This window comes from Klebsiella sp. A-Nf5 (assembly GCF_002810545.1).
Classification (GTDB): domain Bacteria; phylum Pseudomonadota; class Gammaproteobacteria; order Enterobacterales; family Enterobacteriaceae; genus Klebsiella; species Klebsiella variicola.
The window spans coordinates 1-15,857 of sequence record NZ_PIOG01000078.1 but is presented as its reverse complement, the minus strand read 5'-3'; the positions used below and the strand labels follow the sequence as shown (position 1 = coordinate 15,857).

Here is a 15,857-nt window from a genome sequence, read left to right as displayed (position 1 = left end):
TTCGTCGTCCGGGATATGAAACAGGCGGGCGTGCAGCTCGAGGTTTTGCCGAACGCTCAGTTCGCTGTAAAGCGAGAAGGCCTGTGACATGTAACCGACCCGCTGGCGGGTGGCGATATCCTTCGGGTCGACCGGCTGGCCGAACAGCCAGGCTTCACCTTCGCTGGCGGGCAGCAGGCCGGTGAGCATCTTCATGGTGGTGGATTTGCCGCAGCCGTTAGATCCAAGGAAGCCAAAGATTTCGCCGCGGGCGATGCGAAAGTTAACGTGGTCGACGGCAACAAAGTTGCCGAAGCGCATGGTCAGGCCGCGCGCTTCGATGGCGATCTCTTCCTCGCGGCTGTCGCGCGGCGGGATAACTACCGTCTTATGCGCCTGACGTTGTGCTTCTGGTAGCAGGGCGATAAACGCTTGCTCCAGGGTCTGGCTGCCGGTCTGGGCTTTGAGCTCCGCGGCGCTGCCGGTCGCCAGCACCTCGCCGGCATTCATCGCCACCAGCCAGTCAAAGCGCTCGGCCTCTTCCATGTAGGCGGTCGCCACCAGCACGCTCATCTCCGGCTGGCGCTGGCGAATACTGTCGATAAGCTCCCAGAACTGCGCTCGGGAAAGCGGGTCGACGCCGGTGGTCGGTTCATCAAGGATCAGCAACTGCGGGTCGTGGATCAGCGCGCAGCACAGGCCGAGCTTTTGCTTCATCCCACCGGAGAGTTTACCGGCGGGGCGATCGCGAAACGGCGCCAGCCCGGTGCTCTGCAGCAGCTCGTTGATGCGCAGTTCGCGCTCGGCTTTATCGTGGCCGAACAGGCGGGCGAAGAAGTCGACGTTTTCATACACCGAGAGGGTGTGATAGAGGTTTTTCCCCAGCCCCTGTGGCATCCACGCGATTTTCGGGCACACGTCGCGGCGGTGATGCACATCACGCATATCGCCGCCAAGCACCATCACGTTACCCTGTTCAATGGCCCGCGCCCCGGCGATCAGCGAGAGCAGGCTCGATTTGCCGACGCCGTCCGGGCCAATCAGACCAACCATACGCCGTGCCGGGATCGCCAGGCTGATATCCCGCAGCGCGATGGTGGCGCCATACTGCTGGCCAACGTTTTCCAGCAGGGCGACGGGGGGCGAGGTATCCTGCGGCGTCAGTTTCATTGCGGCAACCTCACCGTTAGCGCCTCAGGCCAGGGTTGTTGTTTATCCACCCGCACGTAAGCCATGCCGGGCAGGCCGGTTTTGACATATTCCAGATGCTGCGCCAGCAGCTCCGGCGGGATGCGTGCTTTGACGCGGAACATCAGCTTAAGGCGCTCGTCGCTGGTTTCTACCGTTTTCGGCGTGAACTGGGCGACGCTGGCGACAAAGCTGATGTTGGCCGGGATCACCAGATCCGGCGCGGCATCAAGGATCAAGCGCGCTTCGCTGCCGAGCGCCAGCAGGCCAGCCTGTTCGGTTGGCAGAAAGAAGGTCATGTAGACATCGGCGAGATCGACCATGTTCAGCACCCGGCCACCGGCGGCCAGTACTTCGCCTGGCTCAGCGACGCGATACTGAATGCGGCCATCACGCGGTGCTTTCAGCTCGCTATCGTCAATATCGGCAAGGATCCGCCGTTCGGTCGCCTGGGCGGCTTCGACGCGGGTTTGCGCCTGAATAATGCTGGTGCGGGCAGCTTCGATGGCGGCGCGGGCGGCAGAGACCTGGGCTTTTGCCGATTCCAGCGCCGCGCGGGCGCTCTCTGCTGCCGCGCGGTCGTCATCCAGCTGCTGGGCGGAGACGGCGCCTCGCTGCGACAGGGCATTCGAGCGGACATGGCGTTTCGCCGAGGAGTCCAGCTCCGCCTGGCGCTGCTTCACGACTGCTTCGCTGGCGCGCATTTCACTCTGCCGCTGATCGAGCAAGGCTCTGGCGGCGAGCACCGAGCTTTCCGCCTCCTTGATTTGTGCGGCGGCTTCAAGACGCTGCTCATTCAGTACGCGGGTATCCATCCTCGCGAGGACTTCTCCCTGACGCACAAACTGGCCCTCTTTGACCAAAATCGTGTCGATACGCCCGGCGATTTTACTGGCAATATCGACTTCGGTGGCTTCGATTCGGCCGTTGCTGCTGGCAAAACCGTCCGGGAGGCCTGGCGGGCGCAGCAGCCACCATGCGGCGGCGGCGAGCACCACCAGTAAGCCGACAAGATACCCTGCCCAACGTTTCTTTAATTTGTCCATACGCGACTCGCTTGATTCCCTTTGCTGAGTGGTGCGCGTGTTTCCTCCGCCGAGCGGAGCGTCCTCCTTGCGAGGGACGAAAAGGTGGGGGTAAAGGCCGCTGACGCAGCGCGGCGCCGCGTCGATGCGCCGCCGATCGCTGTGCTACTTATGTGGTCATCATCAGCGATCCAGGCCTTAATGAAACACGCATAGTGAGAGCTATCGTCATCGCGATAGTAACATTCGTGGCGATGTTGTCCATACGAAGTACGTGGTCTTGTCGGTGCGTTAACAGAAATCCCCAATGTCAGGATAAAACAGCGAAAACAGGCTGGTCCGTTTTGTTATCTGGTTGCCCCCCGGTAACTACGATATGATTCCGCTCCTGGCATTAAGAAACATCCGACGAGTGCTTTAATTTCATGAATGAAGAAAGCCAAAAATATATCGCCGTGATTTTTAAGGAATGGCTACCGCTGTATGACAGCCTGACGCCGGACGTCCGTGCATTGCTTAAAAAAATGGCTGATGAGCGATCGTCGATGTTAGCGACCCGCTTTTACGATTTTATTTTTCAGGATCCGGATATCGCCAGGCACCTCTCTTATGAGCTGGTTGAGGAACGTCTGAGCCGCTCTCTGGCGGGATGGGTGCAGCAGATCCTTACCTGTGAAAAAGAGGAGCTTCAGGCCCTCGCGGAGCGCCAGTATCAGATCGGCAACATTCATTCGCGGATTGGCATCCCGGCAGAGGCGGTGCTGCGCGGCGCGCGGCAGATAAAAGCCGGGCTGGTGGAGGCGATTCGTGACAGCCAGGTGGAGCGGGATACCGGGATAGCGGCTATCCATTACGCGATCATGGCGATAAATATGGCAGTGGAGATGATGTGTCACGCCTATACGCTGTCGCATTATCGGGCTACCAAAAATGAAGAAGCCTTTCGTCTGTACAGCCTGATGGATAACGTCCCGATGGAGTATGGCAAGCAGCAGGCATCGCTTTCGGGTTGGGAAAATAGTGCGATTTTTAATATCGTCAGCGAGAACAGGACGGACCTTAACGCAACGTTATTATCTGAATCCGAATTTGGTTTGTGGTTTCGCCATAAATGCGTTCGCTATTTTAACCACAATCCGCAGATGGGGGAGATTACTGAATTAATCGGTCAGGTGGATGCGTTGATTACCGAATGGCGGACCGCGGAACAGGATGCTGGTTATAAAAATACTCAGAGCCTGCTGCAAAGGATCCATATCCATTGTCAGCACATCAGCAGCCAACTGGGGGTATTGTTCAGTAGTCTGTCGCAGATGCAAAACGGCAAAGACGCGCTAACCAGCCTGCTTAACCGTCGCTATCTGCCGGTGGTGCTCAAGCATGAAGTCACCCTGGCGATTGAGTATGACCTGCCGCTGACGGTGGCAATTATCGATATTGATTTCTTTAAAGAGATCAATGACAAATGGGGCCATATGGTCGGCGACCGCGCCATTAAGCACGTAGCCGATCTGCTCAGCGATAATATTCGCTCCAGCGACTATCTCTTCCGCTACGGCGGTGAGGAGTTTCTGCTGGTGCTGGTGGAGACCCGTGCGGCAGAGGCTTCCCCTCTCCTTGAACGTCTGCGTAAAAAGATTGGCCAACTGGCGTTTAACGTTGGCGGCGACACGCAGATCCTGATTACCGCCAGCATTGGCTTTGCCGTCCACACGGGGCACCCCGATTACAACCTGCTGCTGCGCGACGCCGATAACGCGCTGTATGCCGCCAAGCGCGATGGGCGCAACTGCGTGAAGATGCACAAAGGTGGGGGATGAAACCGTAGCCCCGGTAAGCGTCGCGCGACCGGGGAAAGGATCTGAAGCTCAGAACAGCACCGGCAGCCCCAGCCCGCGCTTCACTTCATGCAGCGTCTGCTGCGTGAGCTGGTGGGCGCGTTCGCTGCCCTGACGCAACAACTCCAGCAGCATTCCTTTATCCTGACTGTAAGTGGCCCGGCGTTCGCGGATTGGCGCCAGTAGCGCCTGCAGGCAGGTTTCCAGTTCATTCTTACACTGGCGATCGCCCAGCCCACCACGCTGATAGTGGGCTTTCATCTCAGCAACCAGCGCCTTATCGCTATGGAAAGCGTCGAGATAGGTGAACACCACGTTGCCGTCGACATGCCCCGGATCGCTGACTCTCAGGTGCGTCGAATCGGTATACATCGCGCTGACCGCGCGGTGGATCTCCTCTTCACTGGCCGATAACGTCAGCGTATTGCCCAGCGATTTCGACATTTTGGCGTTACCGTCGACGCCCGGCAGGCGGCCCACTTCGCTGAGTAACGCTTTGCAGTGGCGCAGCACCGGTTCGCCGGTCAGGCTATTCATTTTGTGGACGATCTCGTTGGTCTGCTCAATCATCGGTAGCTGATCGTCGCCCACCGGCACCAGCTCGGCTTTGAAGGCGGTGATATCGGCGGCCTGGCTAATCGGATAGGCGAGAAAGCCCACCGGCAGCGAGCGGGCGAATCCCTTCTGGGCAATTTCATTTTTGACCGTTGGGTTACGCTCTACGCGGGCGACGGTGACGATATTCATATACAGCGCGCTGAGCTCCGCCAGCGCCGGCAGAGCGGACTGCAGGCAAATAGTGGTGAGCCTGGGGTCGATGCCGACGGCCAGATAATCGGCCATGACTTCGAGGATATGGTGGCTGATTTTTTGTGGGTTGCTGCCGTTATCGGTGAGCCCTTGCAGGTCGGCGATCAGGATAAATTGCTGGTGGTCGTGCTGCAGCGCGACGCGCTGGCGCAGCGAGCCGACGTAGTGGCCAAGATGTAGTTGGCCGGTCGGGCGGTCGCCGGTGAGGATGGTTTGTGGATGGTTCATCAGGGACTCCTTATCAGACTGTTCAGCCGAAAGACGTCCTGGAAATAACAAAGCCGCCTTCCGGCGGCTTTGAAAATGGAAACGTGTATCGTGCCGCCTGTTATGCAGGCAGCCACCAATGACGGGGGTAAGTAACGATAACGTTTCTGTTCATCTTTTTATCCTGCCACGAAATCACGGCGGGGTAAACCCGCCTCGTATTACATGGTCGAGAAGACGTTCATGATCACGCCGCCGGAGATAATCAGCGCCATGGCGATGATGGCCGCCAGGTCCGGTTTCTGCTTATAGAGGATCATGGAGCAGATCGTCACACCGACGATACCGAAGCCGCACCACAGCGAGTAGGCCACGCCCACCGGAATAGTGCTCATCGCGCGGGTGAGGGCGAAGTAGCACAGGCCGTAGGCGCAGACCACCAGCACTGAAGGGGCCAGTTTGCTGAAGCCGTTGGTTTTTTTGATCATCGAGGTGCCGGTGATTTCGGAGCCGATAGACAGCGCCAGCCATAAAAATCCGAGATTAAACATAGGGTGTTCCTTTCCTGTTAGTTGGCGATTTTCTTATCCATGGAGGCGACTGGCGTGACGGGGGTGGCCTCTTCGCTCTCTTCCGAACCCATTTTCGAGAACAGGTTCATGATAACGATGCCGCTGGCGATCACTGCCATGCCGATGATGGCGGCGGTATCCGGGTGCTGGCCGTAAAACGCCATTCCCAGCGTCGAGACCACCAGGATGCCGGTGCCGGACCAGGTGGCGTATGCCAGACCGACCGGAATATCTTTCACCGCCCGCGACAACGAGTAATAACAGGTGCAGTAGAGCGCAATCAGCAGCCCGAGCAGCAGCATTTTGGTGCTGCCTTCGCTGCTACCGAACATTTTTAACGTCGAGGTTGCCGAGGTTTCGGAGAGGATAACCAGCAACATCCATAACCAGCATTTTGTTTTCGAAGACATCGTTAAGCTCCAGGTTTATCGTTGGGTAAGGTCATATCTTTCTGTTTTTTAAGTAATCAATGGCCGCATCGGTCAGCTGCGCGTGCGGAGTCGCTGCCAACGCTGGATTATTCACCACGTCTGTGACGGTGAGATAACGGCGCGGTTCGCTGTTGGCGGTGGCAGGCGCGGTGGGTGCGTCCAGCTTCGCCAGCAGCTCATTCATGGTGCCGAGGAAGACGCCGCAGGCTTCCAGACGAGTCAGCGTGGCCTGCAGGTGTCCGGTATAGGCGCTGTCGGCCTGCGCCCCGCGCAACTGGTTGAGTTCGCTGAGCGGATCGCAGTGGTAGCGCAGCGCCAGCACTGGAATACCCGTCAGCAGCGCCTCGTGCGCGCAGCGGGCGAGCGGACTGCGCAGCGTGCCGTTCAGCAGATCCGAGGCCAGCGTATAATCGAGAAACGGTAGCAACACCGCCCGCCACGGCGCTGACGGCAGGGCATCCTGCCACGCTGACGGAGCGAGAATTTCGCCCGTCGCTTGCCACGCATCGGCATCGGCGAGGCCCTCTTCAAGGGCGATACGCAGCGGGTAGCCGCAGCCCGCCAGGCGTTGGCGGATTGCCGCGCGGTAGCCGTCAGCGGCGGTCACCATCACCAGTACCGGCGGCCGCAGGCGCTGTAAAATTCGCGCGACTATACCTTCCATCTGTTCGTCGGTCATAGCGAGCCTCCGTTAGCCGATGAGCGTCACCTGCGCGCCGTTTTTCAACCCGGCGGCATTGGCTTCTTCGGTATCGATATGGAACTCAAGTGCGAAGTCATCGCGCACCCGCACCACCACTTCATCGAAGGTCAGCTGGCGTTCGCCGTTGCTGCGCACGCTGACCTTCTGGCCATTGCTAACGTTGAGCTGGCGCGCGTCCTGCGGCGACATATGAATATGCCGCCAGGCGCAGATCACCTGCGAATGGAGTTCAACGTGGCCTGCGGGCCCAATCAGCAGCGCGCTACCGGCATTATCCAGCTGGCCGGACTCACGAACTGGCGCCTTAATACCCAGCGTGAAACAGTCGGCGCGCGATACTTCCAGTTGCGATACCGGGCGGGTCGGCCCGAGGACGCGGACGTTGGTCAGCGAGCCTTTCGGCCCGACAACGGTCACGCACTCCTGGGCGGCGAACTGCCCCGGCTGGCGCAGCGGTTTGAACGGCGTCAGGCTGTAGCCTTTGCCGAATAGCGCCTCGACGTCCTGTTGCGCGAGATGGACGTGGCGGTTGGAGATCCCCACCGGGATCGCCGGCGCCGTTGCGCTCAGGCGGGTGGTGATTTTTTCGCGAAGCAGGGTGTCTATCATCACTTCTTCCCTTTCTTCAGCGTTGGGTTTTTATCTTCCGTTGCCTGCGGGGCGGCCTGCGGCGCGGAGGGAACGATCGCTTCTGGCGCGGCGGCGACAGCGACAGCTGCTGGGGCGGTGGGCTGCTTCGCGCGCGGTGGGTTGCCTTTGAGGTTGCTTAACGCTTCAACCACGCAGCGCTCCGGGCGGGCAATCACCAATGACTTCACGGTGTGCTCGGCGCCTGCCACCGCCACGCCGCGTTCAATGGCGGTGTGGATGGCGCTGATCTCCCCTTCAAAGCAGACGCTCACCAGCCCGGAGCCTGGTTTGCGATAGCCAATGCAGGTGACTCCCGCGGCTTTACAGGCGGCGTCGACGGCCTGAATGGCGGCGACCCATCCTCGCGTTTCAATTACGCCTAAACTTTTCATTGTCGGCTCCTGTTAATGGCGGACTAAGCGAATATCAAAATCAAATTGCCGGAAGAAGGTTTCCAGCCGGTCCAGTTCGTCCGGCGAATAAGACGGGTCCTGGGTAATCGGGTAGGGCATATCCAGGCGTTCGTACTTTTTGCGTCCCAGCTGGTGGTACGGCAGCATGTCGATGCGGCGGATATTCCCGCGCTTCGCCAGCTTCTGTACGTAATCAATGGCACCGGTAATGGCGTCGAATGAGTCGTTGTAGCCGCGAATGAGCGGCATACGCACAATGACGTTGGCGCCGGAATCCACCAGCCATTCGAGATTGCGGCGGATCCCTTCGTTGCCGATACCGAGCATCGCTTTGTGGTGTTCGCTGTTAATCTGCTTAAGGTCGAACAAGAAGGTGTCGGTGACCGGCGCCAGCTTCTGGTAGTTGGCAAGCGGGGTGGTGCCCTGGGTTTCGACGGCGGTGTTAATCATCATTTTTTTGCATTCGCTAAATAAGGCGACGGCAAAATCGGTCTGCAGACTCATCTCGCCGCCGCCGATGGTCACGCCGCCGCCGGAGGAGATGTAGAAGTCGTAGTCCTGCATGATGATCTCCATCAGCTCGCTGACGGTGACGTCCTTGCCCATAATGTCCAGCGCGTTCTGGGTGCAAATCTCTTCGCATTTGCGACAGCCGATGCAGTCTTTGTTGCGGTCGACGAAGTGCTTCATTTCGCCGTTTTCTTCCGCCCGATAATGGATACCCGCCGGACAGACGCTGACGCAGTCGCCGCAGTTAATGCATTTGTCGTGCGAGAACATCACCTGGAACTGGCTGCTCAGCCCTTCCGGGTTGGCGCACCACGGGCAGCGAATGTTGCAGCCCTTAAAAAACACCAGCGTGCGAATGCCATCGCCGTCATAGATCGAATATTTCTGGATATTGAAAATTCGGCCCGTTAATTCTTGTTTTGCGATCACGCTTGCCTCCCGCTCCGTCCCGTTACGGGACGGAGAACTTCCGGTTATTTCTCAAATACAGCTCATTTAATTCTCTTTAAGAGAACTAGAACTCCTCAATCACCGTACGGCTGATGATCTCGTCCTGGACCTCTTTGCACAGCTCAACGAAGTAGGCGCTGTAGCCGGCGACGCGAACGATCAGGTCGCGGTATTTCTCCGGCTCCTGCTGCGCCTTCTTCAGTACTTCGTTATCGACGTAGCTGAACTGCATCTGGCCGTTGCCGAGAATCGAGGCGGTACGCAGCAGTGTAATCAAGCCGTGGCGACCTTCAGGGGTATCCAGCAGCCCTTTGAGGAACTTGAAGTTGTGCACCATGCCGATGTTCATGGTTTCCACGTTCATCTTGCTGACCGACTTGATAATCGCCGTCGGGCCTTGTTTATCCGCGCCCTGAGTCGGGCTGATGCCGTCGGAGAGCGGCATCCACGCCAGGCGGCCGTTAGGCGTGGCGTTGGTCAGCTCGCCGATTGGCGTATTGTTGGAGATAGACAGGGTGCCGTGGCTCAGGGTCGAGTAGAGCATTTTGTATTTACGGCACTCTTTCTCGGTCCATTCGGTAATATCCAGCGCGTACTGGTCGACGTAGTTATCGTCGTTACCGTATTTCGGCGCGTTCAGGCAGTCGCGGCGCAGCGCTTCGTAACCTTCAAAGTTGGCCAGCAGCGCATCGCGGATCTGCTCAAGGGTGTATTTCTTCTCTTCGAACACCAGCTTGCGGATCGCCGCCATCGAGTCGACGTAGGTCGCCAGGCCGGAGAAAATCAGCCCCGGCCCGTGGTTGACCATCGCCCCGCCGGCGGCGACGTCTTTACCGCTTTCCATACAGCCTTCGACCAGCAGCGACATCAGCGGCTTCGGCGCCACGTCGCGGTGAACGCGCTGGCTGATGACGGTACCGATGGCCGACAGGCGCACGATATGGGCAATCTGCTGTTTTACCGCCGCGTCGAATGCTTCGAAGGTGCGCAGGTCGCGCAGGTCGCCGGTATCCAGCCCCTGATAGCTGTCGAACAGCACCATCCGTCCGCGATTAAGCACGAATTCAATCGCGATAGGCCACTGGGTGTAGCCGGTAGAGGTCCACTGGTAGATGCGCCCGGATTTCTGCGGCTCAACGCAGCCCATCAGGCAGTAGTCGCGGGCGTCTTCAAAATCGAAGCCCTTGCGCAGCATCATCTTGATGTGGGAATCATCGAAGTGGCAGGCCGGGAAGCCCATTCCCGCTTTCACCACGTCGACGATTTTTTCCATGTACTTCTGCGGCGACTGGTTGTGGATACGGCAGGCCAGCGACGGCTGGTACACCTTCACGAAGCGCACCGCGTCCATAATCAGGTAGGTCAGATCGTTACAGGCGTCGCCGCCGCTGCGTTTCTGGCCGCCAACGGTGAGGTTGATAAACGGCTGATAACCCGCGAAATATTTCGCGCCCAGCTCGCTCGACATCCACATCAGTTCGGCACATTTGATGATGAATGCCTGCAGCAGCTCCAGCGCGGTCTCGTGGGTCAGGCGGCCTTCGCGGATATCGGCTTCGAACATCGGGTAGCAGTACTGGTCGACGCGGCCCAGCGACAGCCCGGTCTGGTTCTCTTCGATTTCAAACAGTGATTCGACGGTCCAGATGCTCTGCAGCGCTTCCTGCAGGGTCTTCGGCGGATTGGCCGGCACGTTTTCGTTCACTTCGGCGATGGTCAGCAGCTCGGCGCGACGCTGGGCGTTTTGCTCTTTAGCCGCCAGTTCGCGGGCGCGGTCGGCGATACGGCGGGCATAGTTGACCACCCCTTCACAGGTTTCGATTGCCGCTTTGTAGTAGTAGATGCGATCGATATCTTCCGGGTTTTCCATGCTCAGGTTGGCCAGATGCGCTTCGGCATCGGCTTTAATCCCATTCATCCCTTTGGTGAACAGCAGCACGTCGTAGCCCGGGCAGGTATCGCCGCCGCCGTTAATCTGGTGATAGGAGAGATCGCTGACGAAAGTCTCGCCGCTGAAGGCCCAGACGCCGGCCTCACGGTATTGCGCTTCGCAAATCTCATCCAGCGAACGGCCTTCCCAGAACGGGACGATCTCTTCGCGAATGGTTTTTTTATCCGCTTCGCTGATCTCAAACGGATCCTGCGGACGGGTACTCATGGTGTCGAGCTCGTCGCGCACCCAGCGCCAGGCGATATCCGGCGAGAAGGCGCCCGCGCGCGGCTTGCCGCACGGATGGCCGACGATCAGCTCATCGTCCTGAATCAGAATCGGCGCGGTTTCGCAGGCGTGGCGGAAGGCTTTTGCCCGCAGCAGAATGGTCGGCATGCCAGGGTTGGCTTTGACCACTTCGGTAAAGGCCAGCGCGCGATAGATAGAGACGCTCGGGCGTACCGTCAGGTAGTGATTACGCAGGCGCTGCATACGCGGGGTTAAGCCTTCCATCGCCGGCGTGTCGGCGCAGGCGGCGAACGGCGCGTGGTTAACCGGCTGTACGCCGCTAAACAGACGCACCGGCAGATTCAGCGCGCTGAGGTTGCGCTGGGCGCTGATAAACATCGCCGAGAGTTCGTTCACTTCGGCGTTATCAAAAGCGGCGCCGCGCAGCATGGCGTCAAGCATCGGATAGCCGTCAATGGCGCAGGCGGCGCGGACTTCGCTCAGCTCCGCCAGCTTGAACCACAGGCACTCCACGATCTCATACGCCTGCTGGGTATTCAGCGCGCCGCTGTTGATATCGCGCTGATAATAAGGCAGCAGCGCGATATCCGCCCCTTGCGGGTTAACCGCATAGCTGCCGTTGTCCAGCTGTAGCGCCAGCTGGAACAGATAGAATGCCTGGCAGGCTTCTTTGAAATTACGCGCCGGATGGGCCGGAACGTGGTGCAGAATGGCCGCGCTATCGAGCAGCTCGGCTTTGCGATAAGCATTGGTTTCCGCGGCCGCCAGCTGTTCGGCGCTGTTGGCCAGATTTTGCGCCAGCGCCAGCAGGGCGTCGCAGGCGTAGATGGCGGCGCGACAGCCGTTGACTTCATCCATACCGCTGCGGCTGACCGCGCTACCGAGGGCGCGGGTTTTCTCTTCTAACTGGTGCTTAATCGCCAGCACGCCTTTTTCGACCACCAGTTTGTAATCCGGCGAGTCCAGCTCGCTATTGAGGTTGAGGAACTGGAAAACCGATGGACGACGGGTCGCGTTTTCGTCATGGAAAATCGCCCCGTGCGGTTTACGGGTCTGGTTGCCGACGATCAGCTCGTCGGCGCTGATGGTCAGCGGCAGCTGGCGCATCAGTTCATAGAAGCGGCGCGCCGGTTTAACGGCGGCGGGAACGCCCGCGATGTCGCCATCAAGAGCGTTCAGTGTGGTGGCATGTTCGGTGCACAGAGTGCTTTTCTGGGCGAGTAAACGGTCTGCCAGCACTTTTACGCGCGGCGTTAAGTTGTAGTGTGCCATGAAGTATTCTCCAGATGTTCTTTTTCCGCGGCTGATGACAACCCGGTTGTGGATACAGTGTCCGTATTCCTGCCGGGTGGCGGCTGACGCCTTACCCGGCCTACAAATAATTCAGCGATCACCCGGTTATCTGTTACCCGTAGGCCCGTGCAAGCGGAGCGCCGCCGGGTGATTCCGGGCAACCGGACCACGCCTGGCGATAAAGTTCGGTTAACGCGTTAGCGTCTGGCGCGCGTGGGTTGGTCGGGGTACAGCTGTCGCGCAGCGCCTGGCCGACCATCTCCGGCAAACGGCGGTCGAATTCAGCCGCCTCGATGCCGGTTTCGCTGATGCCGGAGGGCATGCTTAGTTCGTCTTTTAACGCCTGAATGGCGACCAGCAGGCTGGCGACGCCCTGGCGTGGCGAGGCGGCAGGCAGATCCAGCAGATGCGCCAGCCGGGCATATTTCGTTGCCGCGAGGGTGTCGCACTGGCCGTGGAAATCGGCGTTCCAGGCGACGACGTGCGCCATCAGCAGGGCGTTGGCGCGGCCATGGGGCACGCGGAAGACGCCGCCGAGGGCGTGGGCCAGGCTGTGGGTTATCCCCAGCGACGCGTTGGTGAAGGCCATCCCCGCCATGCAGGAGGCGTTATGCATCTTTTCGCGCGCCTGCAGGTTGTCGCCGCTGCGCCAGCAGGGCGGCAGGTAGCGGAACACCTGCTGCACCACTTTCTCCGCCAGCGCGTCGGAAAAGTCGCTGGCGGCGCGGGAGACGTAGGCTTCAAGGGCGTGACACAGCACGTCCATGCCGGTGTCGGCGGTAATCGCCGGCGGCACTGAAGCCACCAGCGCCGGGTCAAGAATGGCGATATCCGGCAGCAATGACGCGTCCACCAGCACCAGCTTCTCCGCGTTGGCTTTCACCACCGAAAAGGCGGTGACTTCCGAACCGGTGCCGCTGGTGGTTGGGATGGCGACAAAGCATGGACGCGGGCGATCAGTCTGCGGACGGGTTTGCGCCAGGGAGAAAATAACCGCTTTGGCGGCATCGATGACCGAACCGCCGCCGAGCGCGATAACCAGATCCGGATAGTGGCTATCCATTAACTTCATGCCGCGCACCACGGTAGCGATATCCGGATCCGCCACCACGTCATCCCACATCTGCCAGGCGATCCCGCGCTGGCGCAGCAGGGCGGTGACGCGCTCGGCGAGGCCAAACTTGACCATCGCTTTATCGGTCACCAGCAGCACGCTGCGGGCGGAGAGTTCGTTCAACACCGAGAGGGCGTCCTGACCGAAGCAAATCCGCGGTTTCAGTAAAAATTCACTCATTGGGCTACTCACTCCTGTTAGGCGTCCCGAAACACGTTCTCGACAATGGCGACCACCGACATCGCTTTGTAGCGCTCTTTATTGAGCGCGAAGTACTCTTCCGCCAGCACGATGTCGTGCATGCCGGCGCCGACGTTATCGACGGCGACCCAGGTCTGGTCCTTCATCGGCTGCTGATTGTCATCCAGTCGGGTGACCAACAGCAGGTTGCTGCCGCGTAGCTCATCGCATTTCTGCGTGGCGACGACATGGCCGGTTACCTTTGCGAGAATCATCGTTTATCGCCTTATATCAGTGCGTTACTTAGCAAGGCGCTCCAGCACCTGGCGGATAACGCGTTCCACGTTTTGCTCGTTGATTTCGCCTTCCATGCTGGCGGCGCCTGCGCTGGCAAAACGGTCATCGCTGCCTGCAGAGCGCGCTGGCGCGGCGCTGGCCGGGGCGTTGAAACGCGCGTCATCAAGAATGCTGCGCTGCGGATCGCTCGCCGGAGTGACGATGGTCGGCTGTGGTTCAGGGCGGCTGCCCGGCGCGCGCAGCTCGTCAATCGAACGCACGCCATAGCCGACTTTGCGGATATTGAGCAGATTCATCGGGCCGACGTTGTCGGAGCTGGAGCCGCCGCCGACCGCGCCGCAGCCGAGGGTCAGCGCCGGAGAGATGTTGGTGGTCGCGCCGATACCGCCGAGCGCCGCCGGAGTATTAATCAGAATGCGGTTGACCGGTTTTTCGAGGCTGAACTGGCGGATGACGTCCTGATTACGGGTGTGGATCACCAGCGTATGGCCGAGTCCTTCGTTGGTCAGCAGCTCCACCACGCGGTGGCAGGCGGCTTTCCAGTCCTCTGCCACGTACAGGCCGAGCACCGGGCACAGTTTTTCACGCGAGTAGGGGTTTTTCGGCGACACGGTGGTCTGTTCGGCGATCAGCACTTTGGTGCTGGCCGGAACACAGAAGCCCGCCATCTGGCTGAGGTACAGCGCGGTTTTGCCGACCACTTTCGGGTTGATGGTGCCGTTCGGGCGCAGCAGCAGCGCCGCCATTTTCGCCGCTTCATCTTCATTCATGAAGTAGGCACCCTGCGCTTCCAGCTCGCGGTGAACCTCGTCGTAAATGCAGCCTTCGACGATGATCGACTGCTCGGAGGCGCAGATCACCCCATTATCGAAGGTTTTGCTGGTGATGATATCTTTCACCGCGTGATGGATATCGGCGCTGCGTTCGATAAACGCCGGGCCGTTGCCCGGGCCGCCGCTGATGGTTGGGGTGCCGGACGCATAGGCCGCACGCACCATGCCTTCGCCGCCGGTGGCGAGGATCAGCGACACGTCTTTGCTGTGCATCAGCTCAGAGGTGGCTTCGAGCGTCAACTGGGTGATGCCGTCGACGCTGCCCGCCGGCGCGCCGGCTGCTTCCGCCGCGCGTTTGACGATTTCAATCGCCTTCCAGCTACACTGACGCGCGCCCGGATGCGGGGAGAAGATAATGGCGTTGCCGGCCTTGAGGGCGATCAGCGCTTTGTAGATAACCGTGGAGGTTGGGTTCGTTGAGGGGACCAGTGCGCAAATCACGCCCAGCGGCACGCCCACGTCCATCACTTTTTTTACCGGGTCGTCATGAATGATGCCAACGGTCTTCATATCTTTGATGGCGTCGTAGACGCGCAGCGAGGCGAAGCGGTTTTTCAGCACTTTGTCCTGCCAGTTGCCAAAACCAGTCTCTTCCGCGGCCATTTTCGCCAGCGCTTCGGCGTGGTGCGCTGCTTCCTGGGCCACGTTTTTCACGATGGCGTCGATTTGCTGCTGCGAAAAGGTGGCCAGCATCGCCTGCGCCTTTTTGGCGTTGCGCACCAGTTCCCGCGCGTTCTGGCGGGACTGCAAATCGTTATCCAGTTCAATCATGAGTCTATCCTTCATCAGACGAAAAGAGTGGGGACGGGGCGCGCCCTGTCAGGTCATGCTTTGTGCTGCGCCGCGATTTTTTCGATGTCGTTATGTGGACGCGCAATGACGCGAGAGCTGACGACTTCGCCGATGCGTTTCGCCGCTTCCACGCCGGAGTCGACCGCTGCGTTGACCGCGCCGACGTCGCCTTTCACCATCGCGGTGACGAGGCCGGAACCGACGTTTTCATAGCCAATCAGCTCGACGTTGGCGGCTTTACACATCGCGTCCGCGGCTTCAATACAGGCCACCAGACCTTTGGTTTCGATAAGACCAAGCGCTTCTTTCATCAGGTTTCTCCGTTAGTCCGCAATCTTGTAATGCGAGACGATTTTGTTGATGTCGTTATGCGGACGCGCGATGACCAGCGAGGTCACCACTTCGCCGATGCG

At 59.5% G+C, this 15,857-nt stretch carries 15 protein-coding genes; 1 reads left to right on the top strand and 14 read right to left on the bottom strand.

Translation table 11 applies throughout. The features are described from left to right. The coding region (locus tag CWM53_RS08685) for an ATP-binding cassette domain-containing protein (protein ID WP_133124341.1) at window positions 1-1,149 on the bottom strand (1,149 nt) is incomplete at its 3' end. Continuing rightward, complete coding sequence (locus tag CWM53_RS08680; RefSeq protein ID WP_074387188.1) at window positions 1,146-2,213, bottom strand: HlyD family secretion protein; 1,068 nt, start codon at window positions 2,211-2,213, stop codon at window positions 1,146-1,148. The genes CWM53_RS08685 and CWM53_RS08680, both read right to left, overlap by 4 nt. Window positions 2,214-2,617: 404 nt before the next feature. Between CWM53_RS08680 and CWM53_RS08675 the strand changes: the two genes are divergently transcribed. Beyond that, window positions 2,618-4,012 (top strand): diguanylate cyclase, encoded by a 1,395-nt coding sequence (locus CWM53_RS08675; RefSeq protein WP_074387187.1) that lies wholly within the window; start codon window positions 2,618-2,620, stop codon window positions 4,010-4,012. A gap of 48 nt (window positions 4,013-4,060) precedes the next feature. On the opposite strand, the gene trpS is transcribed toward CWM53_RS08675, so the two are convergent. The 12 genes from trpS to CWM53_RS08615 form a co-directional block, all read right to left on the bottom strand. Continuing rightward, window positions 4,061-5,068 (bottom strand): tryptophan--tRNA ligase, encoded by a 1,008-nt coding sequence (gene trpS / locus CWM53_RS08670; protein WP_100750756.1) that lies wholly within the window; start codon window positions 5,066-5,068, stop codon window positions 4,061-4,063. A gap of 200 nt (window positions 5,069-5,268) precedes the next feature. Further along, window positions 5,269-5,598 (bottom strand): DMT family transporter, encoded by a 330-nt coding sequence (locus CWM53_RS08665; protein WP_004204123.1) that lies wholly within the window; start codon window positions 5,596-5,598, stop codon window positions 5,269-5,271. Window positions 5,599-5,615: 17 nt separating this feature from the next. Beyond that, window positions 5,616-6,029 (bottom strand): DMT family transporter, encoded by a 414-nt coding sequence (locus CWM53_RS08660; protein ID WP_100632243.1) that lies wholly within the window; start codon window positions 6,027-6,029, stop codon window positions 5,616-5,618. Window positions 6,030-6,060: 31 nt separating this feature from the next. Next, a complete protein-coding gene (locus CWM53_RS08655) occupies window positions 6,061-6,729 on the bottom strand; it encodes a hypothetical protein (protein WP_100632242.1) in 669 nt (222 codons plus the stop codon). Window positions 6,730-6,741: 12 nt separating this feature from the next. After that, window positions 6,742-7,362: a phosphate propanoyltransferase gene (locus CWM53_RS08650; protein WP_074387183.1), complete on the bottom strand. Its 621-nt coding sequence runs from the start codon at window positions 7,360-7,362 to the stop codon at window positions 6,742-6,744. Further along, complete coding sequence (locus CWM53_RS08645) at window positions 7,362-7,775, bottom strand: BMC domain-containing protein (protein ID WP_074387182.1); 414 nt, start codon at window positions 7,773-7,775, stop codon at window positions 7,362-7,364. Before CWM53_RS08645 ends, CWM53_RS08650 begins: the two co-directional genes overlap by 1 nt. Before the next feature lie 12 nt (window positions 7,776-7,787). Further along, entirely contained in the window at window positions 7,788-8,735 is a 948-nt protein-coding gene (cutD, locus tag CWM53_RS08640) for a choline TMA-lyase-activating enzyme (RefSeq protein WP_074387181.1), read from the bottom strand. Window positions 8,736-8,820: 85 nt separating this feature from the next. Then, window positions 8,821-12,207 (bottom strand): choline trimethylamine-lyase, encoded by a 3,387-nt coding sequence (cutC, locus tag CWM53_RS08635; RefSeq protein ID WP_100730527.1) that lies wholly within the window; start codon window positions 12,205-12,207, stop codon window positions 8,821-8,823. A 133-nt stretch (window positions 12,208-12,340) separates the two neighbouring features. Further along, a complete protein-coding gene (locus CWM53_RS08630; RefSeq protein WP_100750755.1) occupies window positions 12,341-13,522 on the bottom strand; it encodes a 1-propanol dehydrogenase PduQ in 1,182 nt (393 codons plus the stop codon). Between the two features lie 17 nt (window positions 13,523-13,539). After that, window positions 13,540-13,797 carry a EutN/CcmL family microcompartment protein gene (locus tag CWM53_RS08625; RefSeq protein WP_004146127.1) on the bottom strand — a complete coding sequence of 86 codons (258 nt, stop codon included), beginning with the start codon at window positions 13,795-13,797 and terminating at the stop codon, window positions 13,540-13,542. Window positions 13,798-13,821: 24 nt separating this feature from the next. Then, window positions 13,822-15,423, bottom strand: a complete 1,602-nt coding sequence (locus CWM53_RS08620; RefSeq protein WP_074387178.1) for an acetaldehyde dehydrogenase (acetylating) — start codon at window positions 15,421-15,423, stop codon at window positions 13,822-13,824. A 53-nt stretch (window positions 15,424-15,476) separates the two neighbouring features. After that, the gene (locus CWM53_RS08615) at window positions 15,477-15,755 is read right to left on the bottom strand and encodes a BMC domain-containing protein (RefSeq protein ID WP_004146125.1); all 279 of its coding nucleotides are present in this window, start codon (window positions 15,753-15,755) and stop codon (window positions 15,477-15,479) included. Window positions 15,756-15,857 lie beyond the last annotated feature (102 nt).